Source organism: Stenotrophomonas maltophilia, from assembly GCF_039555535.1.
Classification (GTDB): domain Bacteria; phylum Pseudomonadota; class Gammaproteobacteria; order Xanthomonadales; family Xanthomonadaceae; genus Stenotrophomonas; species Stenotrophomonas maltophilia_Q.
This window is the reverse complement of the sequence record NZ_CP154630.1, coordinates 1,099,809-1,121,261: the sequence shown is the minus strand read 5'-3', so window position 1 is coordinate 1,121,261 and position 21,453 is coordinate 1,099,809. Positions and strand designations below refer to the sequence as shown.

The following is a 21,453-nucleotide window of genomic DNA, read 5'->3' as shown; positions in this document are numbered from 1 at the left end:
TATCCCGACCGCCACATTCTCCGAACATTACCCCGTCGCCTGCACAAGCCGGCACACACCCACACCGAGGAAGAACCCCGAATGACCGAATTTCTCCATGGCGTACAGGTCGTCAACATCGATACCGGTGCCCGATCGATTGCCATCGCCTCCAGCAGCGTGATCGGCATCGTCGGCACCGCACCGCTGGCCGACACCGAAGCGTTCCCCGTCAACACGCCCGTCCTGGTGACCTCGCCGTCGCAGGCCGCCAAGCTGTCGGCCACCACCGGCACCGATGCCGGCACCCTGCCCGGTGCGCTCGACGCGATCTTCGACCAGTCCAGTGCCGTCGTCGTCGTCGTCCGCGTCGAGAAGGGCGCCAATGAAAGCGCCACCCTGGCCAACGTGCTGGGCGGCGTGAACGCCCAGACCGGCGCGTACGAAGGCGTGCATGCGCTGCTGGCCGCCAAGTCCATCGTCGGCGTCAAGCCGCGCATCCTGGTCGCACCCGGCTTCACCCATGTGCACCCAGCCGACCCGGCCAAGCCGGAGGCCGTGCTGGCCAACCCGGTCGTCGCGGAACTGCTCGGCATTGCCGACAAGCTGCGCGCAGTGATCATCAAGGATGGCCCGAACAGCAACGACGACGCGGCCAAGTCCACCGCTGCACTGACCGGCTCCAAGCGTGTCTACGTGGTCGACCCGGCGCTGCTGGTGCAGTCCGGTGATGCCATCGTCACCCGCTATGCCTCCGGTGCCGTGGCCGGCGCCATCGCCCGCAGCGACAACGAGCGCGGCTGGTGGGCGTCGCCGTCGAACCTGGAACTCAACGGCGTGGTCGGCACCGCGCGTGCAATCGACTTCGGCCTGTCCGATGCGACCAGCCGCGCCAACCTGCTGAACCAGGCCAACGTGGCAACGGTCATCCGCGAAGGGGGCTTCCGCCTGTGGGGCAACCGCACCACCAGCATCGATCCGAAGTGGCAGTTCCTGTGCGTGGTACGCACCGCCGACATCATCGCCGACAGCCTGGAAGCCGCCCACCTGTGGGCCGTCGACCGCGGCATCAGCAAGACCTACGTCGATGACGTGCGCGAGGGTGTCAATGCCTTCCTGCGCGGGCTGAAGACCCAGGGCGCGATCCTCGGCGGCAACTGCTGGATCGACCCGGAACTGAACGCAGCGGACAGCGTGGCCCAGGGCCGCTTCTACTGGGACTTCGACTTCACCCCGACCTACCCGGGTGAGCAGCTGACCTTCCGCATGCACATGAACAACAACTACGTCTCGGAGATCTTCTAAGCATGGCGCGCAAGATCCGCAAAAACTTCAACTTCTACGTCGACGGCAAGGGTTATGCCGGCAGCGTGATGTCCTTCACCGCCCCCAAGCTGTCGCTGAAGACCGAGGACTTCCAGGCCGGCGGCATGCTCGCCCCGACCGAGATCGTGCTCGGCCATGAAAAGCTCACTGCTGATGTCGAGTTTGCCTCGGATGACGCGGAGATCATGACCAAGTTCCACGTCATCGAGAGCAAGGAATACGGCTTCACCGCCCGTGAAGCCCTGGAAGGCGATGACGGCGAAGTGACCCAGGTCGTGCACAACATGCGCGGCAAGGTGAAGCTGCTGGACCGCGGCGAAACCAAGGTTGGCGAGAAAGGCACGATCAAGGTCAACCTGGCGCTGAGCTACTACAAGCTGACCCATGGCGCCCAGGTCGTGCAGGAGATCGACGTGGTCAACATGATCGCGCGCCAGGGTGGCGTGGACGTACTGGCCGGCATCCGCGGCGCACTGGGCATCTGAACCCTCGCCGCATTGAAGAACCCGGGGGCGCCTCGCGCCCCCGCATCCATCGCACCGCATCGCATTCCAGGAACGCATCCATGTCCAGCAAGACCAAGACCCCCACCGACACCGTCATCGAGCGCGATGGCTTTGCCGAGATCACCCTCACCCGCCCGCGCCAGGTCAACGGCATGGAGACCGCCGTGCTGCGCATGCGCGAACCGACCGTGGAAGACATGGAGCGCTACCAGGACGACAAGGGCAGCGACGCCCAGCGTGAGGTGCGGATGATCGCCAACCTGTGCGAGATCTCGCCGGACGACGTGCGCAAGATGCCGTTGCGCGACTACGCACGACTGCAGGCAGGCGTCGCGCTTTTTACCACCTGACCCTGCCTCAGATCAGGCAGGGAGTGCTCGCCCTGGCCGGCCATACCGGCTGGGGCCTGCGCGAGATCATGACACTGCGGGTGTCGAAGTTCATCTGGTGGATTCAGGGATTGCCGGTACATGGCCAGTAACGTTCAAACGACAACGATCACGATCGGCGGCGAGGTGTCCAAGTCACTGAAGGACGCCTTCTCCTTTGCCAACGATGGTATCAAGCGCCTCGGCACCGAGGTGACCCTGCTGGATCGCAGGCTCGCGCGCATGAGTACGACCAGCAAGGAGTACGCCCGCATGCGTACCCAGGTCGATGCTCTGCGTGCCTCGCAGGTGGCGCTGGAGAGCATCGAAGCAAAGCGCGACGCCAACCTGGAGAAGCGCGGGAAGCTCGGCTCGGCATTTGGCGAGGCACGCGGCACACTCGGCACCGCCGTCACCGCACTGGCCAAGCCGGTCGAGAACGCCTCCGGCTTCGCCCGCCAGAACCAGCAGATCGGCGTGGCAGCCAACCTCAGCCGCGCCCAGGTCAGCGCACTGGGGCAGGCCATCCTGGAACAGTCGCGTGCAACCAACCAGGGCGCCGACGCGCTGCAACGCTCGATCAGGCTGATGATCGACGCCGGCATGGATGCGCAGTCGGCCCAGGCCAGCCTCGGTGCTGTCGGGCGGACCACCACCGTCACCGGTGCCAGCATCGATGATGTGGCCCAGGCCGCGGCCGCCCTGCAGCAGTCGTTCGATATCGATCCCTCGCGCATGCAGAACGCGCTGGACGTGCTAGTGGTGAACAGCCAGCAGGGCGGCCTGGGCCTGAAGGACATGGCCCAGGTGCTGCCGGTGCTGGGTTCCTCGTTCGAGGCGATGAAGCTGCAGGGCACATCGGCGGCGGCTACGCTGGGTGCGGCACTGGAAGCCACGCTGGACTCGGCAGGTGGCGCCGACAAGGCCGCCAGCAACATGAAGATCTTCATGTCCGAGGTGCTCTCGCCGGACATTCAGGAGAAGGCCAAGAAGAGCCTGAACCTGGATCTGCGCAAGATCATCGGCGATGCACAGACCAGCGGCGGCAATCCCTTCGATGCTGCGATGCAGGGGATCATCCAGGCCACCGCGGGCGACCAGAAGAAGATCGGCGCACTGTTCGGCGATGCGCAGGCGAAGAACTTCGTCCAGCCGATGATCGAGAACTGGGACACCTACGTTCGAGTCCGCGACAAGGCGCTGAATGGATCGGCGGGCACCACCGATGCAGCCTATGCCGATGCGATGCAGACCGACCCGCAGAAGATCGAGGGCGCCAAGATCGCCGTGGACAACCTGTCCAAGGCCTTCGGTGCCGCGCTGCTACCGGCGGTGGGCGAAGCGGCGGTCAAGCTGACCGAACTGCTGAACGGGGTCACCTCGTTCGTGCAGGAGAACCCGAAGCTGATCGCCAACACCACGCAGATCGTGGTCGGCATGCTGGGCCTGCGCACCGCGGTGCTCGGCGCCCGCTACGCCTGGACGTTCCTGCAGGGCCCGATCCTGGCCGTGCAGAAGGCCTTCGAGCTGTTCCGTGGCGGCAGCCTGCTGGCCCAGTTGGGACGCTTCGGGCCGATGGCGATGCGCCTGGCGTCGGGCTTCCGCATCGTCGCAACTGCCGTGGCCGCCATCGGTGGCGGGCCGATCACGATCGCCATCGCAGCGATCACCGCAGGCGCCATCCTGGTGCGCAAATACTGGGAGCCGATCAAGGCATTCCTCGGAGGACTCTGGCAGGGGGTGAGCGACTCCGCCGGTGCCGCGATGGGCGAGATCATGGCCGCTGTCGAGCCACTGCGCCCGGTATGGGAGGCAATGGGCGAAGTGTTCAACCGGGTATGGAACTGGATCAGCCAGCTGATCGCACCGGTCGAATACAGCGGCGACGCGCTCTCGCGTGTTGGCGAAGTGGGCCGCTTCGTCGGCACCCTGCTGTTTGAAAGTTTCCGCATGGCAATCGCTGCCGTCGGCAACATCATCCAGACCATCGTATTCCTCAATGATGCAGCGATGTCCCTGGGCGAAACCATTGGTACCGCGCTGATCGGCAGATGGGATTCGATGAAGGAGACTGCCCGCGCCGCGATCAACGTGGTGATGGATGCACTGAAGCCCCTGCTGGAGCTGATCGATGGTCCACTGGGTGATCTGGGAGGGCTTGTCGGCAAGGGTCTGGACGTTGCATCAGGCTTCCTGGGGCAGCTCAAGGAAGGCGCAGTCGATGGCATGAAGAGCATCGGCAACGGTGTGGTTGGATACAGCAACATGCGCGCCCAGGGCCGAGGCGGCCTGAACGATGCGTTGTATACCGGTGTTGCGGTGGCAATGGGTGACAGGCCCGCCGTCCGAGAGCAGGAGGATAGCCTGCGCCGCGCAATGCAGGGCCGTCCGGCACCCGACATGCCCGCGCCCACTCCACGCGGCGTCACCACCGTGCAACAACAACAGACCAACAACATCACCATCCACCAGCAACCAGGTGAATCCAGCGAATCCGTAGCACGTCGCACCGCCGACGAACTGCAGCGTCGCAACGCGGTTGCCGCCCGTGGTGGCCTTGCAGACAGGAATTGAGCATGAAGCGCGAGTTCGTAACCGGCACAGTGGACAAGCTGCTGTCGCAGTTCAAAGCCAACGATTCCGGCAACGCTCCGGTGCTGCTGATGCTGGGTGGTTTCAAGTTCAGCCTCAACACCGCCGTGTTCCAGGATATCCAGCAGAGCAACGAGTATGGCTGGGCAGCGCAGGAACGCATCGGCCAGATGGCTGCGCTGCAGTACACCGGGCCCGGCAAGGCCAGCATGACGCTGCCTGGCGTCATCCACTATGCGTTCCGCGGTGCCGGCAATGAGCTCTCGCAGCTGCGCAAGCTGGCCGCGCAGGGCAAGCCACAGCGGCTGCTGACCGGCAAGGGCGGGAACCTGGGGCTGTGGGTCATCGACAAGATCGACGCCACCGCCTCCGGTTTCACTGCCGATGCTGGAATCCAACGGCACGAATTCACCCTCTCCCTGCGGAAGCACAGCGATGGCACGAACGTATAACACCCGCGACGGCGACGTCGTCGACCGCATCGCGTACACGCACTATGGCGAACAATCACCAGCCATCCTGCGCGCGGTATTCGACGCCAACCCGGGCCTGGCCGCACGCGGCGCGGTACTGCCTGCCGGCATGGCGATCACCCTGCCGGATGTGCAGCGCCCGGCAAACGAGCGCAAGGGAGTGGCCCTGTGGGACTGAACATCACGCCGGCATTCCGCGTGGTGGCCAACAACCAGGACATCACCGACACCATCAGGTCGCGCTTCAAGTCGCTGCGGATCACCGACGAGACCGACAACAACTCGGACATGCTGGAACTGCAGTTGGCCGACCATGATCCTTCCGATCCGATCCAGCTGCCGCCGGCAGGCGCGGAGCTGGAAGCCTTCATCGGTTACGACGGTGACGTGCGGCGCATGGGCCTGTACATCTGCGACGAGGTGGAGATTTCCGGCTACCCGGGCAGCATGACCCTGCGCGCCCGCGCGGCGCCGTTCGAGGCCAGCAAGGGCGGCAAGAACGATCTGCAGACGCAGAAGACACGCACCTGGAAGAAGGGCACGACCATCGGCGGCATGGTGCAACGCATGGCCGGCGAACACGGAATGGAGGCTGCCGTGAGCGGGTCGCTTGCATCGATCACGCTGCCGTTGACGGTGCAGTCGCAGGAGTCGGACATGAACCTGCTGCTGCGCCTGGCCAAGCAGCATGACGCCATCGCCAAGCCGGGCGGCGGCCGCCTGATGTTCGTCAAGCGAGGCGAATCCACCAGTGCCAGCGGTGAGCGCATTCCCGACGTCACCCTGACCCCGGCCGATGGCAGTGGCTACAAGGTGAACATCGTCTCGCGCGAGAAGACCGGCACCACCATTGCCTATTACCGCGATGTCCGCGGTGCCACGCGCCAGGAAGTGAAGCTGGGCAGCGGTGAGCCGATCGTGCGCCTGCGCATGGCCTACGCCGACCGCGAAACCGCCGAAGCTGCAGCGCGTGCCAAACACCAGGAACAGGCCCGGCAGACGCGTACGCTGAGCTACACCCTACCCGGCCGCGAGACGCTGATGGCCGAAGCCACGGTGGTGATGCAGGGCTTCCGCGATGGCGTGGATGGGCAGTGGCTGGTCAAGCGCGCCGAGCACAACATCAGCCACGATGGCTACGTGACCAGCATCGAGTGCGAACAACCCAACAGTGCCGACGCAGTGAAGGCGGCCCGCAGTGCCGCCGCCACCGAAGGCAAGCAGGTCGGCAGCGAGGTGTAGATCCACGCGGGCGTGGATCTACATCGGCGGCCTCGACCAAGCTCGGTAGATCCACGCCATGCGTGGATGCTTTTCGCGCATCAACTCACGTACTGCGCAACCCCGCTCCCGAACGACCAGTTCTCCTTCTTCACTTCCACCAGGTTGATGAACACATCCTCGCGGCGGATGCCCACTGCCGCGTGCAGGCCATCAGCAATGCCGGCATACAGCGCCTTCTTCTGCTCCAGCGTGCGCCCTTCGTTCCAGGTGATCTGGATGCAGATGAAATCGTCGGTGCGGTCCACGCCCAGGTAGCTGGCGTCGTAGATCAGCGTGCCTGGCTCGTGTTCCTGGAAGATCTGGAAGCGGTCGTTTTCCGGCACGCCCACCGCGCGCATGGCCTGGTAGATGGTTTCGCCGACACGTTGCAGGTAGTCGGCGGATTTACCTTTGCGAAGATCGATGCGGGCGAGCGGCATGGTGGCACTCCAGCGTGGATGGGTACGGTGACAGGCTGAGACTACGCCTGCCCGGGGCGGCGGAACAGCGCAGGCATGGAACCCTCTGCCTTCATTCGTGACATGCCTCCTCTCCCGCGCGAGGTGACGTGATTGGCATGGCGGCGCGGCTCCGCAGGCGTCATGCGCACGGTCGGCAGGGGCGGCGATCTGCGCCATCAGTGACGTGCCGCACTACTCGCAGGTGTTGCACGGCACACAACGGAAAACGTCTGGCCTGCTTAGGGAAAGTTGAGAACTTTCCCTACAGACCGATGTGATTGCCCGGCGTGATGATCGCCGCGCCGAGGCAGATTGCCTGGGCCGGGATTGGCGTCTCGAATAAACGAACAAGCTTCAAGGCCTGCGAAAACAATCGCAGCTGAGAGAATGCACCGACTGTCCTCAATGGCGGACGGTGTGTGGGGATCACCAGATCCGCCAGGCGTTCTTCTCCCTTGAAGCTTGTTTGCCTTGGTACGCCAACCCGCACCGTCCGCCACCTTCGCTCCGGAAGGTGGACCTACGCCAGTGAGGGTTTCGCCATGACCAACCGCACCGCCATCCATCCCCGCCTGCACGCCCTGATCGGCAACATCGCCACCGACGTGCCTGAAGACCTTGCGCACGAGATCGAATGCGCCCTGCAGGAACAGAACCTGCCCATGCAGTCGCCTGCCTTCTTCGCGTGCCTCAACGCCATCAGCTGCGCCGACGGCGATGACGGGCAACCGTGCCGCAGCCTCACCCTCGGCGCCAGCAATCACGCCTCGCTGCGCCGCTCGATGTCCGGGCTCAGCGCAGTGCTCGATCTGCTGCAGGCCGCCGACCGAGCGCGTGCCGAGGCCGGCCCGGAAGAACAGCTGGGCGCCTTCCATACCGACGGACTGATCGTGGCCGCACGGCAACTGGTGCGCGAGGCGCATCACTGTCTCGCCGAGGGCCACACCTGACCGGCCCGGATGCGCTCCCGCTACAATCGCGGAGGGAACGCAGGGGAACGCAATGGACGCCGAACACCTGGAGTACTTCAAGGCCGCTCTGGAAGGCCGCGCAAGCGTAGGCTGGAACGTATGGTTCGCCGCCAACCAGCACGCGCTGGCACAACAACTGAGCCGCCCTGCACTGTTGCGCTTGAAGTTCAGCAAACTGGATGAAGCCGAACGCCTGCTGGCCGAGGCCGGCATCGTGCCCTGCAGCACAGCAGGTAAGCGCTACGAAATGTACTGCGCGCAGTTCTCGGCGGACGTGGTGGACGCTAACGGTCGCCCGCTACCGGCCATCTGGCGCGCGGCGCACGGCGGTGCCATCGGCCTGCTTGCCGATGATGAGCAGGAGGCCGGCCAGGCGAAGCTGCTCGCGGAGTTCCGCCGCGCCCGCAAGCGCGGGCTGCAACAGGCCCACGAATGGTTGGCCGATCTGTGCTTTGAAGGCGAGATGGAACTGACCAGCGGCAATGCCAAGGTGGGTCGTAGCCTGCTGGCGGTGGTGGTGCAGGCCGGCAGCGGCCTCGACCTGTTGGATGCAACGGCGATGATCGCGCAGGAACTGCTGAAGGATCGGTAGCGATCAGTATCCAACAATGTGCTGCCTCAACATCCAAATCTAGAACACCAGCTTTGCCTTCGCTATACGGGAATACTTCCATAGAATGTAATTCGCGAAACTGAGGGATTATCGTGGATCGGACAAAACGACTATTAGAGGCTGGATACTTCCCCACACAGTTGCCGGCCGGCTTTACGACCAAGGACTTAGCTGACGCCTATGTAGCAGTGCTCGCAGATTGGCAACAGCACAGCGTCGCAGAACCAGCAAAGGTTCCGACGACCAAAACTGAAACCTTTAGTGTTGCCCGAGCAGGGCATCGCCGACGAGTGACCGGAATAACCAATCCGATCGGGCAGACTTACCTATCCAAGAGAATTGCAGACAACTGGGGAGAATTACTCAAACACTACCGAAAAAGCAAGCTGAGTGCTAGTCGTCCGCGAATACAAGCTAGAGCTTCGAGGGGAGCCACCATACCCAACATGAAACTCCACACAGAGTTTCTTCTTTTCCGCTCAGCGGGTTTCAAGTATACCCTCCGGACAGACATATCCAGATTCTTTCCAACGATTTACACCCATTCGATACCATGGGCACTCCATTCCAAACAATTCTCCAAACAAAACAGAGGCCGACAAATTCTTGGAAACCTCCTCGATGAGACCAGTCGCAACCTTCAGGATGGCCAAACAATCGGGCTCCCGATTGGACCAGACACATCACATATCATCGCCGAATTGATCGCTACCGCCATTGACGAGCAACTATCCACTGCACTGGGCGGACGCATAGCTGGACTGAGGTATGTTGATGACTACTACCTATTCTTTAGCAGTCGAAAAGAAGCAGAGAACGCGTTAGCAGCGCTAATAAAGCAACTCCAAGCTTACGAACTACAGATAAATTTCGAGAAGACAAGAATCTGTGAAACCATAGATCTTACCGAGGACCTATGGACACATGAACTGCGAGCTTTTGAAGTATCAGAGACCAAGAGAAAACAGGGGCGCGACATTCACCACTTCCTTGAGCTCGCCAAAAGAATAGCCGCCGCGAATACTGACGAGAGCGTAATGCTCTATTCAGTTAAAAAATCCGCATCCAGCATTATCCGAAAGGAACATTGGAGGACATTTGTTGCCCATCTATGCCATGTAGCAATTGCATACCCGAATACGCTACAGCAAATTGAGAGAATTCTCTCAACATACGAACGCATTGGCTACCCCATTGACCGCCCATCAGTTGGACGATTAGCAAATTCAATCATCGAAGAACATGCACCACTGAACCACCACAGCGAAGTTGCCTGGTGTTTATGGATGTGCAAATCACTTGATTTAGAGCTCAGCATCGATAACGTCCATCGCGTTTCGACAATGAATAGTTCCGTATGCAGCTTAATTCTACTGGACCTTGAGCAGAGCCAAAAGCTACCTGTGGCAATCGACCACTCCATCTGGGACGAAATTAGAGGAGAAGAGCACCTGCGTGGTGAATCTTGGCTCCTTTGCTATGAAGCGGGCATTCGCAACTGGGGAGGATTTCAAAGAGCAGTTGTAGAGTCGGCCCCCTATTTCAATGACCTAGCAAAACGCGAGATCCACTTCTACTCGACTGACATGCGCAGCAGACCAATCTTCTCCTTCGACGAGAACGCAGCGAGGAAAGCGAAAGGAGAAAATGCGGAAGACTGGCTATCCCTTTTGGAGAGGGATAATGCAGATGAATATGTCGAATTCGACGATGATCCCAATGACTACGGATCAGTATTTCTAGACGATCTAGATGGCGCCGATGAAATGGAAGATGAGATAGAAGACGAGGACGAGGACGAGGACGAGGACGAGGACGAGGACGAAATGTATGGCTACAGCGATTATTAGCGTATACCCACCGCAACTGATCCACAGCCTGTAACATCGAGCGCAGCCCTTTTTGTTTGGCTCGCGATCAGTCATTGCCGGAAAATCAGTAGCGCCAGACTTAACACGGATTTCCGCGCCAGATGCGCTAGGAGCTACAGTGTGAACTTCATCTTTGACCACAAGTCAGGGGTCACCCATCCCTCGGACGACATGCTGACCCTCGGAATGGTTGCGCGCCAAGACTCACTCTTGGAGCTAGTTCGTCGAGTGCGTCACTCCGAGTTGAACGATCTGACCCCCTCCGATCGCTGGTTGGGGAACCCGTGCCCATATCCGTTTGTGTATGGCGCCTTCAGTTGGTACGCGACCAGTCTGATCGCCTACCTGCAATTAGTGCGTTTGGCTGATCGACTGCGCACAAACCCCAGTGAGTTGAACACCCTTGCAGCAGAAAGGAACAGCATCAAGGACGCAGGTCGACAGTATGTACTTTCTATTTGCCCAGAAATAAAGGAATGGCGGGATAAGTTCGGAGCCCATGCCGCTGCCGCGGATCCGCGAAGCGCTGACAATGTTGCGTTGCTCTTTGCCTCTCTGATGTACCCGGTAATGGCTAGAGGGCAGAGGTTCTACGTCGGTTCTGGAGAACATCTGGTGCGCGGCCACGATGGCGTTGTTCAAGCAACTCACCGATCCGTGGAGTGGTCGATAACCGAGTCATTCGAGAAGCTGGCACCACGCTTCTGGCCATACGCCATGATCACACCATGAATGCTAATCGCTCCAAGCACCTTCGATCCGCGATCACTGAGCTGGTCGATATGTCGGGCGAAGACGTCTCAGCACGTGCCCTGAACGACATTGCCAAGAAGTGCTCCGTGCGCTCCTTTGTCCTACGGGGCATCCTGCTTGAATAGTGCCGCCCAGAACCGCCCGCTTAGTTCTTCCGCCAGGGCGGCCAAGGCGGTCATTGCAGCAAGGTCGATATCGGTTTGTCGACCTCGTCTGTCGTTGAGGTGCGTCATAGTCATAACTCGGCCCGCATCCAGGTCCGGGCAGCCACCCGCAGAAGCGGCCGCTTCGACGTAAAAGCTAACCGCAACAGTAGAGTGCAGCACCGTGTTGCGCATCATCCGCAGCGCTTGGGCCTCATCGACCAGTCCCGAAACCTCAATCTGTAAGTCTGCCTTGAGATTGCTTGCCGACGCCTTCAAAGCGACGAGGCGATCATAGAAGTCGTTACTCTTGGAGACACCCTCTGATAACACCAGCAACATATCGGCGGCCCATTCGATACCTCCGAGTCCCATCGAGAATCGCCCAATCTGAACTGCCCAATCGCTCGTGGATGAAATACCAGTCTCGTCAACCATCGCGTGCAACTCTGGCGTAGATGGGGGGAGCGCGAACAAGCGCGATTTGCGCTTTTGCAGGAGGAGCGCAAAAAAACAAAAAACCGGCTTTCGCCGGCTTTGTTGTAACACACTGACTCTAAATGGTGGGCGGTACAGGGATCGAACCTGTGACCCTTGCCGTGTGAAGGATGGCAAAGGCCCTTACAGCGCAAAGCATCCGTCTGGAAGCCCTTGTTTTACTGTGTCATTGCGTCCCGCTGGATTTGGCCGCACACTGAGTTTTGCTGTTACCGTGCAGTTACGAGCCCATGAAGCAATCCAAGCGCCTCAATCCCAGCGTCGTTGAATCGGCCAAGCCCGAGGCTGCGCCCTACCGCCTGTGGGACACCGTGGTTCCGCAGCTGCACGTCCGGGTGCAGCCATCTGGGGTGAAGAGCTGGAACGTCCAATGGAGCCGGACCAGCACCCGCGCGCTGGGAAAGTGGCCTGCCGTTACTGTGGAGGCCGCCCGCACCCGCGCGCGCGCTGTGCTCGCCGAGACAGACCAGCACGGCGCACCGCTGGCGGTCATCGCTCCCAAGAGCGAACTCACCGTGGCCGATGCCTGCCGCGACTACGTGACCGCGCTGGAGAAGGATGGGCGCAAGACCGCATCGGATGACGCCAAGCGCCGGTTTGAACGCTGCCTCTACGGCGACAAGCTGGGAAAGGTGCGCCTCAAGGATCTCCACCAGGATCACATCGAAGCCTGGCGCGATCGCGTGGAGAAGGGCGACCTCCCGCCGCTGCCAGTGAAGCGCGGCCGGCCACCGGTGGCGAAGCCCCTGGCACGCTCCAGCATCAACCGCATCCGCACGACGCTGGTGGCCGCCCTGAACCACGCCGTGGCCCGCCGCAAGGTATCTCCTGATCTCGCGTTTGAGTGGAACGCGGTGAAGCCACTCAAGGACGCCGGACAGCGCCGGGGGCTGTACCTGGAGCGGGAGCAGCGGCGCGCGCTGCTGGAGGCCGCTGAGGGGCCGGTACGCGACCTGATCGAGTGTGTGGCTCTGACGGGCTGCAGGCCGGGCGACCCGTCGCTGTGCCTGCGCTCGGACTACGATGGCCGCACCGCCAGCGTGAGGTTCCGCAGCAAGGACCACGACCGCAAGATACCGCTTTCGCCCGGTGCCACCGCGCTGTTCGACCGGCTGGCCAAGGGGAAGCTGCCCAAGGCGCACTTGTTCACCCCGGACGGAAAGAAGGTGTGGACGCCCAGCGAGTGGAGCGAGCTTGTTCGGGATGCCTCAGCGCGCGCTGGACTGCCTGCCGGCGTGACGCTCTACACGCTGCGCCATTGCTGGATCACCGACGCCATCGTGGGCGGCATGGACCTGCTGACCGTGGCAAAGCTGGCCGGCACGTCGCTGGCGATGATCGAGAAGCACTACGGCCACCTGGTGCAGGGCGCAGCACGCGACAAGCTGGCACAGGTGCAGTTCCTGTAGCGAAACTCAATTTTGAGGTTTGCCATGAAATCAGGGATTGGCAGTCACTCCAAAGCCCGGCCACCCTCTACGGTCTTGCGCAAGAAGGGACATGCCGCGCGGCGATTCCCCATTGCTGATGACGTACTCAGCCATTTGCAGGATTGTGGGCCAGTGCTTCTCGACCATCTCAAACAGCTCCTCGTGGGTGATCTCGCAGTCTTTGCCCTGCTCCAGCGCCTGCATCTCCACGCTGTATTCAACCAGCTCTGCCGCGATGCGATCCTGATAGGTCATCAGCTCCGGGGCATGTAGCAACATGGTGAGAGCGCCCTTGGCCGGCGTGAAGTCCCACACGTCATCGAGCAACGATGACAGCGATGCGTAGTAGCTGTTGTTGTTGAGCTGGTACTTGGAGAGGCCGGCATTGAGCGCCCACTCGACCGCCTGACTCAGGGAGCGGTGCTGAGCTCGGGCAAGCAACTCCAGACCCAACTTCAGCTTGGGCGGGAGCCGGATACTGAATTGCTCGAGCTTCTCCTCGGGCGCCTTGCGGGGGCGGCCCGGCCGCTTCTTCACGGATGCATTCTTGGTTGCCATGACGCCGAGTTTCGCAGGTTGAAAAACCTGTTGCAACGGGCAATTGTGCGTGATAGCGTCTCCACAGGTTTCGCAGTGTGCGAAACCTGCACAACCTGGAGATGAAATGAAGCCCCAAGCCGAACGCCTCAGTTACACCACTGAAGAGGCATGCGCCGTAACCGGCCTCAACCGAAACGCCCTCTATCGAGCGATGGCCGCTGGCCAGCTCAGCACCTTCAAAGTCGGGAAGCGTCGCATGGTCTCAGCCCGCGCGCTGCGCGAGTACATCGAAGCCCGCGAGAAAGAAGCCGCCGCCTAAGAGGCAAGCCATGACCAGATGCCCAGAAAGAGAAACGGCCCAGCTGGTTCGCACCCAGCTGAGCCGCAGAAGCCTTCGAACCCTTGCAAGGAACGAGACCATGACGCCCATCGTACACCAACCATCCCTGCCCGCAATCGGGCAAACCCGTGACGCGCATTCAGACTTTTCTGACACCGCGCGCTGGGCCACCGTCGCCGTGACTGACCGCGAGCACGCGCCAACGTATGTCCCCGGCGACGTGCTGGTGATCGACCTGAAAGTGACAGACTTCCGCTACGACGCGATGTATGCCGTGGAAATCAACGGTAAGCAGCATCTCCGCTACGTCCAGAGCCGGGGCAGCGATGGCATGTACGTCTACGTGCTGTCGGGCATCTACAAGGGAACCTTGATCCCGCGCGCTGCGCTGAGGGTGCTGGGCCTTGTCACCTACGCCAACACGCTGCGGAGGGTCGGGTGAACGCCGTCATCATTCCTTTCCCTGCACACCGCATCGTGCGGACTCCACCGCTTTCCGCACTGTCTGAGGCTCGCCTACAGGCACTCGCCGAGCGCCTGGCAGCTGCCATCGATCGCGCCCCACCCCGCCGACAGGAGCGCGCGCCATGAGCCGCCGTCCTGCGGTTGAGCCCATCGCCTGCGACTGCTGCGGCAAGCCGCTGCTACCGGTGTTCGGCACGTTCCATCGTGTGGAGCGGGAGTTCGGCTGGGCCTCCCTCCCCTACGTGCTGTGCGGTGACTGCGCCCTGCAGCATAGAGGCAACCCGTCTGATGCCCGCGTGCGCGAATGGATCATGACGCGGGCCGCGCGCGCTGGGGTCGAGTGGAGCCGCTCTGTCGGCCAGCTGCTGGCAGGGGCACACCTGAGATGACAGAGCGCGAAGCCCGCAAGCAGGCAAGGCGGCGGGCACGGGCCACGGGACGTAGCAGCAGTGTCTACGTCCCCATCTCTCCGCACGTCCGGCTCTATGCCTGGGAGCTTGACTGTCCCGCCTATCGAACCTTGAACCCGGATGCACGCGCGCTCCTGGTCGAGCTACGCGCGCTGTATCGACCATCCACCGGCAATGAGGTCTTCCTCAGTGTCCGGGAGGCGCGCCGGCGCTTGGGCAACGTAGGCCAGGCGAAGGTGCAAGCGGCGTTTGCTGCACTTGAGGAGCGCGGCTGGATCGAGGAGGCCAAGGCCGGGAGCTTCGATCAGAAGACAGGCACCGGGCGCGCGCGCTCGTTCCTGTTAACGAATGTTGGCACCGACGGCGGCGACGCCGATGCCAAGAAGACCTACATGCGCTGGAGGCCATACGCCGACGAACGCCAAAAAAACACGGTACTCAAGGTGAGTACACCCCGTACTCAAGGCGAGTACGGTCATGCCTAAACGTAACGGGTTCCTAACGAAAGCGTACTCAGGGCGAGTACGGTCAAGCCAGATTTCGGGGCAAAACCGTACTCAGGGTGAGTGCACAGATAACTACTACCAGGGGGTGTGTGGTTTTGCGCACACCCCGCCCCTGCTGCACGCGGTGCAGGTACTGCACGGGATGCACCACGTGCACGTCGTGCACCACCTGCGCCCGCTGCACCCCATGCACCAGGTTCACCACCAGCCATACGGTGATCGACATGGACCATAGGGGGAGACGGAAAGTTGAAGCGCCTGCCAGCCCGACACGCGCGCCCCCCTTTCTACGCGCTTCCGCAGAATTTGAATTTCGGTGCGAGGTCTGTGGTGGACCGCTCCGCGACCAGGCAACCGGCCGACCACGGCGCTACTGCACCGATGCGTGCAGACAGAAGGCACATCGAATTCGGCGCGCGCTGAGTTCCGCGTAACGAAACAGGCATCGCCAAGCAACAACAGCGATAAACTGAGCGCGTCCAAGACAGACTGCCCCACGGGCAAACCTGACACTGGGCCGACACTGCGGCAGAGGCAACGCCAAAGCGCGCTCTGAGACCACTTCACCATGGTCCGGGCGCGCTTGTGCGTTTCTGGACCCCACATAGGGACCACCCAATGCCTCACCACAACGATTTCCAGCAGATGCGCGACCGCCACGCCAACCGCAAAGCCGCATTCTCGGCACGCGCGGAGCTCGGCAAACTCGGCGTCACCATCGAAGAACCGACTACCGACAAGCCGCTGGACCAGTTGCCGCGCGCTGAAGCACTGGCCTATCGCAACAGCTTGCGCCGTGCGTCCAATGCGCTGACGACCCACGCCAGGGAGAAGGACGAAAACCTCACCGACGGCGTGATGGACGCGTTGGAGTACATCAACAACGCGATCAGCTTGATCAGCGCGGGCATGGATCATCAGGAACAGATGGACCTGACCGCAGCCAACGCGCTGGGCACCATGAGCGAGGGCGAGCGCCTGCGCGACACCGAAGGCCGCCAGATCGGCACGCTGCTCACCGCATCTGACCTGCAGAACCAGGCAACCATCGCGCGGCGCCTGAATGCGATGCGCCCGGACGGCGGCGGCTTCAACAATGGCGATGACCAGGTGAGCCTGTCGGACTTCATCCGCGGCGTTGCCAACATGCGCACCAGCGACGGTGTACGCGCTGCTCTGAGCGAAGGCACGAACACCGCAGGCGGCTACACCGTGCCGACCGTGCTGATGCCGGGCATCCTCAACGCCCTGGTGCCCGCCTCGTCCGTTCTCAGCGCAGGCGCCAACGTCGCCGTGCTGGATACCTCGGCAAGCTCCTTCAGCATCGCGGCAGTGGACACCATCCCCACCCCAGCCTGGCGCCAGGAACACGGCCAGGTGGCTGAGAGCGAGCCGGCGTTCCGCGCGGTCAAGGTCACCCCGCGCAGCCTGGCGTTCCGCTTCAAGATCTCTCGCGAGCTGCTGGCCGATTCGCTGGGCGGCCTGGACGCTGCGCTCCGCACGGCCATTGCCCAAGCGTTCGCCAAGGAGATCGACCGCGCGTCCCTGATGGGCAGCGGCACCGAGCCGGAGATTCGCGGCCTGCGCAACATCCCGGGTATCAACAAGCTGCCGATGGGCACCAACGGGGCGCCGATCACCGACTGGCGTCAGTTCATCCGCGCCCGTCGCCTCATCACCGAGGCCAACGCTCCGGTGCCGGACGTGGCCATTCTGTCGCCGCGCGAAGACGAAACCATGAGCCTGCTGGTGGACACCACTGGCCAGCCGCTGCGCCGGCCGGAAGCCCTGAGCAACTGGAAGTTCCTCACGACCAGCCAGATCCCGACCAACGAGGATGTGGGCACCGCCACCAACGCGGCCGCCATCTACGTGGGCGGTTTCCAGATGTTCACCATCTACATGCGCGAGTCCGTGTCGATCCAGCTGCTGAAGGAGCTGTATGCCGAGACTGGCGAGGTTGGTTTCATCTGCCACACCCGTCTGGACGTGGCATCGGCCTACCCCAAGGCGTTCACCGTCATCGAAGGCGTGACGGACACCGAGTAAAGGGCGGGGCCAGCCGGCGGTGCCCCTGACAACACCGGCAGCCTGGGCGGCGCCAGCGCGATGCGCGTCCTCAGCTCGTGACCAGGCAACGGGAGGGGGGAGGTCGAAACTTGAAGGGCCTCCCCCCTCGACACGCGCGCCCCCTTTTCTTCGCGCTTCCACAGAATTCAAATTTCAGGCCGGGATACCCATGAGCCTCTATACCCTCACCGTCGACCTGCTGATGAAGTCCGGCTCATTCGAGCAGGGGATGACAAAGGCTGAACACGTCGCTGCCAAGCGCTCCGCTGCGATCCAGCAAACCATGTCTGGCTTGGCCACAGCAGTCGGCACCGCGCTCGGCACGGCAGCGGCCGCCGCCGGCACAGCTGTGGTCATGTGGACGCGCCAGGTTGGCGACCTCGCGGTGCAATACGAGAGGTTCGGCCAGCTGTCGGGCACCACCTCGCAGCAGTTCCAGCGGATGGCCGCAGCCGCCAACACCGTAGGGATCAGCCACGAGAAGCTGGCCGATATCCTCAAGGATGTGCAGGACAAGATCGGCGACTACATCCAAACGGGTGGTGGCTCCATGGCCGACTTCTTCAACAACATCGCCAAGGGCGCCGGCGTCACAGCCGAGCAGATGCGCAAGCTATCTGGCCCGGACGCGCTCGGGCTGTACTTCAAGAGCCTCGAACGGGCCAATCTGTCGCAGACTGAGCTGACCTTCTACATGGAGGCCATCGCCAGCGACTCGGCGATGCTGATTCCACTGCTGCGCAACAACAGCGCCGAGTTGAACCGCATGGCCAACGCGGCGGAGGCAGCCGGCGCGATCATCAGCGACGACACCACCAAGGCGATGATCGACCTGCGCCGGGTAACGCAGGAAGCGGACCTCGCTTTCATGGGCGTCAAGGTTCAGGTAGCCGAGGGCGTGATCCCGGCCCTGACCGAACTGAACAAGCTGCTGCATGACCCGAAGGCGCAGGAGGCCATGCACACGGCCACCAATGGAGTCATGGCGTTCGGCCAGGCAGCTCTGGATGCCGCCGCAGGTTTCGGGCAGTTGGTGGTCAGTTACACCGGGTGGCTCAAATCGAAGGGCTTCATGCCCGTTAGCAACACCGATTCGCTGGAGAGCCTTCAGGCGCGGCGCGGCGCGCTGGGTGACAGCCTGAAGAACTGGAAGGGCATCTTCAGCGATGACGCCAAGAAGAAGGTGCAGGGCGAGCTGGCAGAGGTGGACGCGCTAATCGCCGCGTTCCCCTTCCGGGGCGTGACCGCCACCGTGGACACCACCGCCGGCATCCCGGGCAAGCCTAAGCCCTACGAGCCGCCAAAGCTGGGCCCCGATAGCAGGACGAGCGGCTCCACGGTCGACCGCCAGGCAGAATCGCTGCGGCGGTACGCCGCCGAGGCGGACATGGCCGCCGCCACAATGGCCGGCCCGCTGGCCGAGGCCGAGCAGAAGCACAAGCAGCGCCTGGCCGAGCTGAACAAGGAGCTGGCCGCCGGCAACATCACGCGCGCTGCCTTCAACACGCTGGAAAAGGAGTCAGCGGCACAGCTGGCCACCACCACCGCCGAGCTGGACAAGCGCAAGCGGGCGCCGCAGGCGCTGCTGGACACCATGAGCGGCGAGCTGGACATGATTCGCCTCATCGGGCCAGCGCGGGAGCGCGCACGCCGTGAAATGCAGAACCAGCGCGACATGCAGGAGGCCATCAACGAGGCGAACGCGGCCGGCGCGGGTATCACCGCCGACCTCAGCGCCTCACTCATGGCACAGGCGCGCGCTGCGGCACAGGCCAGCATCGACGCGGACAAGTACGCCGCCAGCCTTCAGCAGTGGGCCGACGTGGGCACTTACCTGGTCAGCGACACGGCCGACGCTATGGCCAACTTCGTCGCGGACGGCCTGCGCGATTGGTCCGGCATGTGGGACGACATGAAGGACATTGCCAAGCAGGGGTTGCGCGACATTGCGCGCCAGCTGCTGGAGCAGAAGCTGGTGATCCCGATTCAGACCCGCATCATGGACGGCATCAATGGCCTCGGCAGCGGCAACGGGTTGAGCCTCAACAGCATCCTGGGGATCTTCGCCGGCAACGGCACTGCCGCAGGCGGCCAGAACGCCGGCAACATCGCCAGCCTGCTATCGAAGGGCCAGAGCGCTATCGGGTTCACCCCTGGCGCCGCAGCCGCGGCGGGTGGCTTCGGCCCGAACACCATGATGGGCTTCGGCAACAACGTAGCTGCACTGACGGGCGGTGGCACGGCCGCTGCCGGTGGGGCCGGTGCCGCAGGAGCGGCTACCGGTGCGCTCGGCGCTGTGGCCGCGTTTGCTCCCTATGCGGCGCTGATCGCGATGGGTATGCAGATGGCCGGCAGCGCGTACAAGGAGGGCTTCGGACTGGAGAACCAGGACAAGTTCGACCTACTGAAACGCGGCCACTTCGCATCCGGTGGACTGCTGACGCCGGTCATGCTCGACAGCATGTCGCTGGACGTGATCGGGCGCGCGCTGGGCATGAACCGAAAGACGGCGGCGATCTTCTCCGGCAGCTCGCTGATGGGCAAGGCGTTCGGGCGCAGTGCGCCCAAGATCACCGGCCAGGGCATCACGGGCGATTACGGCTTCGGTGGACTGGACGGCCAGAGCTACGCGGACGTGAAGCAAAAGGGCGGCTGGTTCCGCTCTGACAAGAAGTGGACCCAGTATGGCGCGCTGGATCCGGGCATCGATCGCACGTTCGACATGGCGGCTCGGCAGATCCGGGGCGCAACCACTGACTTGGCCAAGCAGCTGGGCGTGGACCTGAGCAAGCAGCTGGCCGGGGTCAAGGTAAGCCTGGGCAAACTGTCGTTGTCGGCGGATTCGGCCGAGGCCCAGCAGCAGCTGGAGTCCTACCTCGTCGGCATGCAGGATCGGCTCTACACGGAGGCCGTGCGGGCGGCGGGCTTCGGTGGGCAGTTGGATGGCTACTTCGACTCGGCGGACGTGTTCGCGGCGCTGGGAGCATCCATCGAACTGGCGGTGGGCAACGCCGACGAGCTGGGCCGGGCACTCAACGGCCTGGAGATCGACAAGGTGAACAAGGCGGTGGACTATTTTCAGGACTTGGCCGGCGTTGCCGGTACGGACCTGGCCACGCAGATCAGCAAGGTGTCGGGCCTGCTGGGCAACTACTCCACCCTGATGGCCGACGTGTCGACGCAGCTGCTCACTGGCGACCTGACCGCCTACCAGCAGCAGGCCCTGAGCATCGAGCGCACCTACCGCCAACAGGTGAAGTCGGCCAACGACTACGCCAAGGCGCTGGGACTGTCCGGCGCGCGCGCTGAGGACCTGGCCAAGATCGAGGCACTGCGCGCCACCAACATGGGCAAGCTGCAAGCGCAGATCGACAAGGACAAGAAAGCCATTAGCTATGGCCTATCTGTAAGCGACCTGTCGCCGTTGACCGATCAGGAGAAGTTGCAGAAGACCATGCAGGAGCTGGAGCGGGCGGTAGCGGGCGGCGACAGCAGCGCGGCGCAGGCGGCCGCACAGGCGGCGCTGGGCTTCGGTCGGAACCTCTACGCCAGCGGCCAGGACTACAACAGCCTCTACGGGCAGGTGACGGGCCTGATCGACGGCATGAAGGTGGGTGACCTGGACAAGGGCGGCGTCGGCATGGGCGAGCTGGCCGACACCATCGAGGCGCTGCCGGACAATTTCGCGCGCGCTGTGTTTGACCTGGTGGTGGACAACAAGGCGCAGGCCGCGACCACGGCGGCGGTGCAGCAGAGCAATGCTCTGCTCGCTCAGGTGGTGGATCGGTTGGACCGGATCGAGGTCGCCAGCAACAAGACAGCGGCGACAGCCAGCAGCAGCGCGCTGAGGTTGTCCCTCAACGCGCGATAGCTAT

22 protein-coding genes are annotated in these 21,453 nt (G+C 62.8%); 18 read left to right on the top strand and 4 right to left on the bottom strand.

Translation table 11 applies throughout. The features are described 5' to 3' along the window. Window positions 1–81 precede the first annotated feature (81 nt). From AASM09_RS05130 to AASM09_RS05100, 7 genes are all read left to right on the top strand, one after another. Window positions 82–1,284 carry a phage tail sheath C-terminal domain-containing protein gene (locus tag AASM09_RS05130; protein ID WP_049430169.1) on the top strand — a complete coding sequence of 401 codons (1,203 nt, stop codon included), beginning with the start codon at window positions 82–84 and terminating at the stop codon, window positions 1,282–1,284. A gap of 2 nt (window positions 1,285–1,286) precedes the next feature. Then, window positions 1,287–1,790: a phage major tail tube protein gene (locus AASM09_RS05125; RefSeq protein WP_049430170.1), complete on the top strand. Its 504-nt coding sequence runs from the start codon at window positions 1,287–1,289 to the stop codon at window positions 1,788–1,790. Between the two features lie 80 nt (window positions 1,791–1,870). Then, window positions 1,871–2,161 carry a phage tail assembly protein gene (locus AASM09_RS05120; protein WP_005412456.1) on the top strand — a complete coding sequence of 97 codons (291 nt, stop codon included), beginning with the start codon at window positions 1,871–1,873 and terminating at the stop codon, window positions 2,159–2,161. A gap of 120 nt (window positions 2,162–2,281) precedes the next feature. Next, entirely contained in the window at window positions 2,282–4,753 is a 2,472-nt protein-coding gene (locus AASM09_RS05115; RefSeq protein WP_049430172.1) for a phage tail tape measure protein, read from the top strand. A gap of 2 nt (window positions 4,754–4,755) precedes the next feature. Next, window positions 4,756–5,223, top strand: coding sequence for a phage tail protein (locus tag AASM09_RS05110; RefSeq protein WP_049430173.1), 468 nt, complete (start codon window positions 4,756–4,758; stop codon window positions 5,221–5,223). After that, entirely contained in the window at window positions 5,207–5,422 is a 216-nt protein-coding gene (locus AASM09_RS05105) for a tail protein X (RefSeq protein ID WP_049430174.1), read from the top strand. Before AASM09_RS05110 ends, AASM09_RS05105 begins: the two co-directional genes overlap by 17 nt. Further along, window positions 5,413–6,486, top strand: coding sequence for a phage late control D family protein (locus AASM09_RS05100; RefSeq protein WP_049430175.1), 1,074 nt, complete (start codon window positions 5,413–5,415; stop codon window positions 6,484–6,486). The genes AASM09_RS05105 and AASM09_RS05100 overlap by 10 nt, the downstream gene beginning before the upstream one ends. An 80-nt stretch (window positions 6,487–6,566) precedes the next feature. Here AASM09_RS05100 and AASM09_RS05095 read toward each other — a convergent pair whose 3' ends face one another. Continuing rightward, window positions 6,567–6,947: a tautomerase family protein gene (locus tag AASM09_RS05095; protein ID WP_049430176.1), complete on the bottom strand. Its 381-nt coding sequence runs from the start codon at window positions 6,945–6,947 to the stop codon at window positions 6,567–6,569. A 563-nt stretch (window positions 6,948–7,510) separates the two neighbouring features. Between AASM09_RS05095 and AASM09_RS05090 the strand changes: the two genes are divergently transcribed. From AASM09_RS05090 to AASM09_RS05075, 4 genes are all read left to right on the top strand, one after another. Next, entirely contained in the window at window positions 7,511–7,918 is a 408-nt protein-coding gene (locus AASM09_RS05090) for a hypothetical protein (protein WP_049430177.1), read from the top strand. Between the two features lie 52 nt (window positions 7,919–7,970). Next, the gene (locus AASM09_RS05085; protein ID WP_049430178.1) at window positions 7,971–8,531 is read left to right on the top strand and encodes a hypothetical protein; all 561 of its coding nucleotides are present in this window, start codon (window positions 7,971–7,973) and stop codon (window positions 8,529–8,531) included. A gap of 467 nt (window positions 8,532–8,998) precedes the next feature. Beyond that, the gene (locus AASM09_RS05080; RefSeq protein WP_202908393.1) at window positions 8,999–10,402 is read left to right on the top strand and encodes an RNA-directed DNA polymerase; all 1,404 of its coding nucleotides are present in this window, start codon (window positions 8,999–9,001) and stop codon (window positions 10,400–10,402) included. A 141-nt stretch (window positions 10,403–10,543) separates the two neighbouring features. After that, window positions 10,544–11,155 (top strand): hypothetical protein, encoded by a 612-nt coding sequence (locus AASM09_RS05075; protein WP_152906594.1) that lies wholly within the window; start codon window positions 10,544–10,546, stop codon window positions 11,153–11,155. A gap of 122 nt (window positions 11,156–11,277) precedes the next feature. Here the strand turns inward: AASM09_RS05075 and AASM09_RS05070 are convergent, their stop codons facing one another. Next, complete coding sequence (locus AASM09_RS05070; RefSeq protein WP_049430179.1) at window positions 11,278–11,757, bottom strand: hypothetical protein; 480 nt, start codon at window positions 11,755–11,757, stop codon at window positions 11,278–11,280. Between the two features lie 290 nt (window positions 11,758–12,047). Between AASM09_RS05070 and AASM09_RS05065 the strand changes: the two genes are divergently transcribed. Further along, window positions 12,048–13,226, top strand: coding sequence for an integrase family protein (locus AASM09_RS05065; RefSeq protein WP_343368837.1), 1,179 nt, complete (start codon window positions 12,048–12,050; stop codon window positions 13,224–13,226). Between the two features lie 30 nt (window positions 13,227–13,256). Here AASM09_RS05065 and AASM09_RS05060 read toward each other — a convergent pair whose 3' ends face one another. Continuing rightward, window positions 13,257–13,805 carry a hypothetical protein gene (locus tag AASM09_RS05060; RefSeq protein ID WP_049433220.1) on the bottom strand — a complete coding sequence of 183 codons (549 nt, stop codon included), beginning with the start codon at window positions 13,803–13,805 and terminating at the stop codon, window positions 13,257–13,259. Window positions 13,806–13,911: 106 nt separating this feature from the next. Here AASM09_RS05060 and AASM09_RS05055 point away from each other — a divergent pair, with 106 nt between their 5' ends. The 4 genes from AASM09_RS05055 (at window position 13,912) to AASM09_RS05040 (ending at window position 15,487) form a co-directional block, all read left to right on the top strand. Next, window positions 13,912–14,106: a helix-turn-helix domain-containing protein gene (locus AASM09_RS05055; RefSeq protein ID WP_049433219.1), complete on the top strand. Its 195-nt coding sequence runs from the start codon at window positions 13,912–13,914 to the stop codon at window positions 14,104–14,106. 100 nt (window positions 14,107–14,206) lie between these two features. Continuing rightward, window positions 14,207–14,569 (top strand): hypothetical protein, encoded by a 363-nt coding sequence (locus AASM09_RS05050; protein ID WP_343368835.1) that lies wholly within the window; start codon window positions 14,207–14,209, stop codon window positions 14,567–14,569. 145 nt (window positions 14,570–14,714) lie between these two features. Continuing rightward, window positions 14,715–14,981 carry a hypothetical protein gene (locus tag AASM09_RS05045; RefSeq protein ID WP_188239830.1) on the top strand — a complete coding sequence of 89 codons (267 nt, stop codon included), beginning with the start codon at window positions 14,715–14,717 and terminating at the stop codon, window positions 14,979–14,981. Continuing rightward, on the top strand, window positions 14,978–15,487 hold the full coding sequence (locus AASM09_RS05040; protein ID WP_343368833.1) for a hypothetical protein: 510 nt from the start codon (window positions 14,978–14,980) through the stop codon (window positions 15,485–15,487). The genes AASM09_RS05045 and AASM09_RS05040 overlap by 4 nt, the downstream gene beginning before the upstream one ends. 43 nt (window positions 15,488–15,530) lie before the next feature. Here the strand turns inward: AASM09_RS05040 and AASM09_RS05035 are convergent, their stop codons facing one another. Next, complete coding sequence (locus AASM09_RS05035; RefSeq protein ID WP_256647484.1) at window positions 15,531–15,734, bottom strand: hypothetical protein; 204 nt, start codon at window positions 15,732–15,734, stop codon at window positions 15,531–15,533. A 392-nt stretch (window positions 15,735–16,126) separates the two neighbouring features. Between AASM09_RS05035 and AASM09_RS05030 the strand changes: the two genes are divergently transcribed. Together AASM09_RS05030 and AASM09_RS05025 are read left to right on the top strand one after the other, a co-directional pair. After that, entirely contained in the window at window positions 16,127–17,557 is a 1,431-nt protein-coding gene (locus tag AASM09_RS05030) for a phage major capsid protein (protein ID WP_343368832.1), read from the top strand. Between the two features lie 190 nt (window positions 17,558–17,747). Further along, window positions 17,748–21,449 carry a phage tail protein gene (locus AASM09_RS05025; RefSeq protein WP_343368830.1) on the top strand — a complete coding sequence of 1,234 codons (3,702 nt, stop codon included), beginning with the start codon at window positions 17,748–17,750 and terminating at the stop codon, window positions 21,447–21,449. The last annotated feature ends 4 nt before the right edge of the window (window positions 21,450–21,453 follow it).

Coding starts and splice junctions, on each gene's coding strand:
- AASM09_RS05115 (WP_049430172.1), top strand. CDS start 2,282: ATGGCCAGTAACGTTCAAACGACAACGATCACGATCGGCGGCGAGGTG.
- AASM09_RS05085 (WP_049430178.1), top strand. CDS start 7,971: ATGGACGCCGAACACCTGGAGTACTTCAAGGCCGCTCTGGAAGGCCGC.
- AASM09_RS05130 (WP_049430169.1), top strand. CDS start 82: ATGACCGAATTTCTCCATGGCGTACAGGTCGTCAACATCGATACCGGT.
- AASM09_RS05025 (WP_343368830.1), top strand. CDS start 17,748: ATGAGCCTCTATACCCTCACCGTCGACCTGCTGATGAAGTCCGGCTCA.
- AASM09_RS05050 (WP_343368835.1), top strand. CDS start 14,207: ATGACGCCCATCGTACACCAACCATCCCTGCCCGCAATCGGGCAAACC.
- AASM09_RS05040 (WP_343368833.1), top strand. CDS start 14,978: ATGACAGAGCGCGAAGCCCGCAAGCAGGCAAGGCGGCGGGCACGGGCC.
- AASM09_RS05090 (WP_049430177.1), top strand. CDS start 7,511: ATGACCAACCGCACCGCCATCCATCCCCGCCTGCACGCCCTGATCGGC.
- AASM09_RS05105 (WP_049430174.1), top strand. CDS start 5,207: ATGGCACGAACGTATAACACCCGCGACGGCGACGTCGTCGACCGCATC.
- AASM09_RS05095 (WP_049430176.1), bottom strand. CDS start 6,947: ATGCCGCTCGCCCGCATCGATCTTCGCAAAGGTAAATCCGCCGACTAC.
- AASM09_RS05120 (WP_005412456.1), top strand. CDS start 1,871: ATGTCCAGCAAGACCAAGACCCCCACCGACACCGTCATCGAGCGCGAT.
- AASM09_RS05060 (WP_049433220.1), bottom strand. CDS start 13,805: ATGGCAACCAAGAATGCATCCGTGAAGAAGCGGCCGGGCCGCCCCCGC.
- AASM09_RS05125 (WP_049430170.1), top strand. CDS start 1,287: ATGGCGCGCAAGATCCGCAAAAACTTCAACTTCTACGTCGACGGCAAG.
- AASM09_RS05055 (WP_049433219.1), top strand. CDS start 13,912: ATGAAGCCCCAAGCCGAACGCCTCAGTTACACCACTGAAGAGGCATGC.
- AASM09_RS05045 (WP_188239830.1), top strand. CDS start 14,715: ATGAGCCGCCGTCCTGCGGTTGAGCCCATCGCCTGCGACTGCTGCGGC.
- AASM09_RS05035 (WP_256647484.1), bottom strand. CDS start 15,734: ATGTCGATCACCGTATGGCTGGTGGTGAACCTGGTGCATGGGGTGCAG.
- AASM09_RS05065 (WP_343368837.1), top strand. CDS start 12,048: ATGAAGCAATCCAAGCGCCTCAATCCCAGCGTCGTTGAATCGGCCAAG.
- AASM09_RS05080 (WP_202908393.1), top strand. CDS start 8,999: ATGAAACTCCACACAGAGTTTCTTCTTTTCCGCTCAGCGGGTTTCAAG.
- AASM09_RS05110 (WP_049430173.1), top strand. CDS start 4,756: ATGAAGCGCGAGTTCGTAACCGGCACAGTGGACAAGCTGCTGTCGCAG.
- AASM09_RS05070 (WP_049430179.1), bottom strand. CDS start 11,757: ATGGTTGACGAGACTGGTATTTCATCCACGAGCGATTGGGCAGTTCAG.
- AASM09_RS05030 (WP_343368832.1), top strand. CDS start 16,127: ATGCCTCACCACAACGATTTCCAGCAGATGCGCGACCGCCACGCCAAC.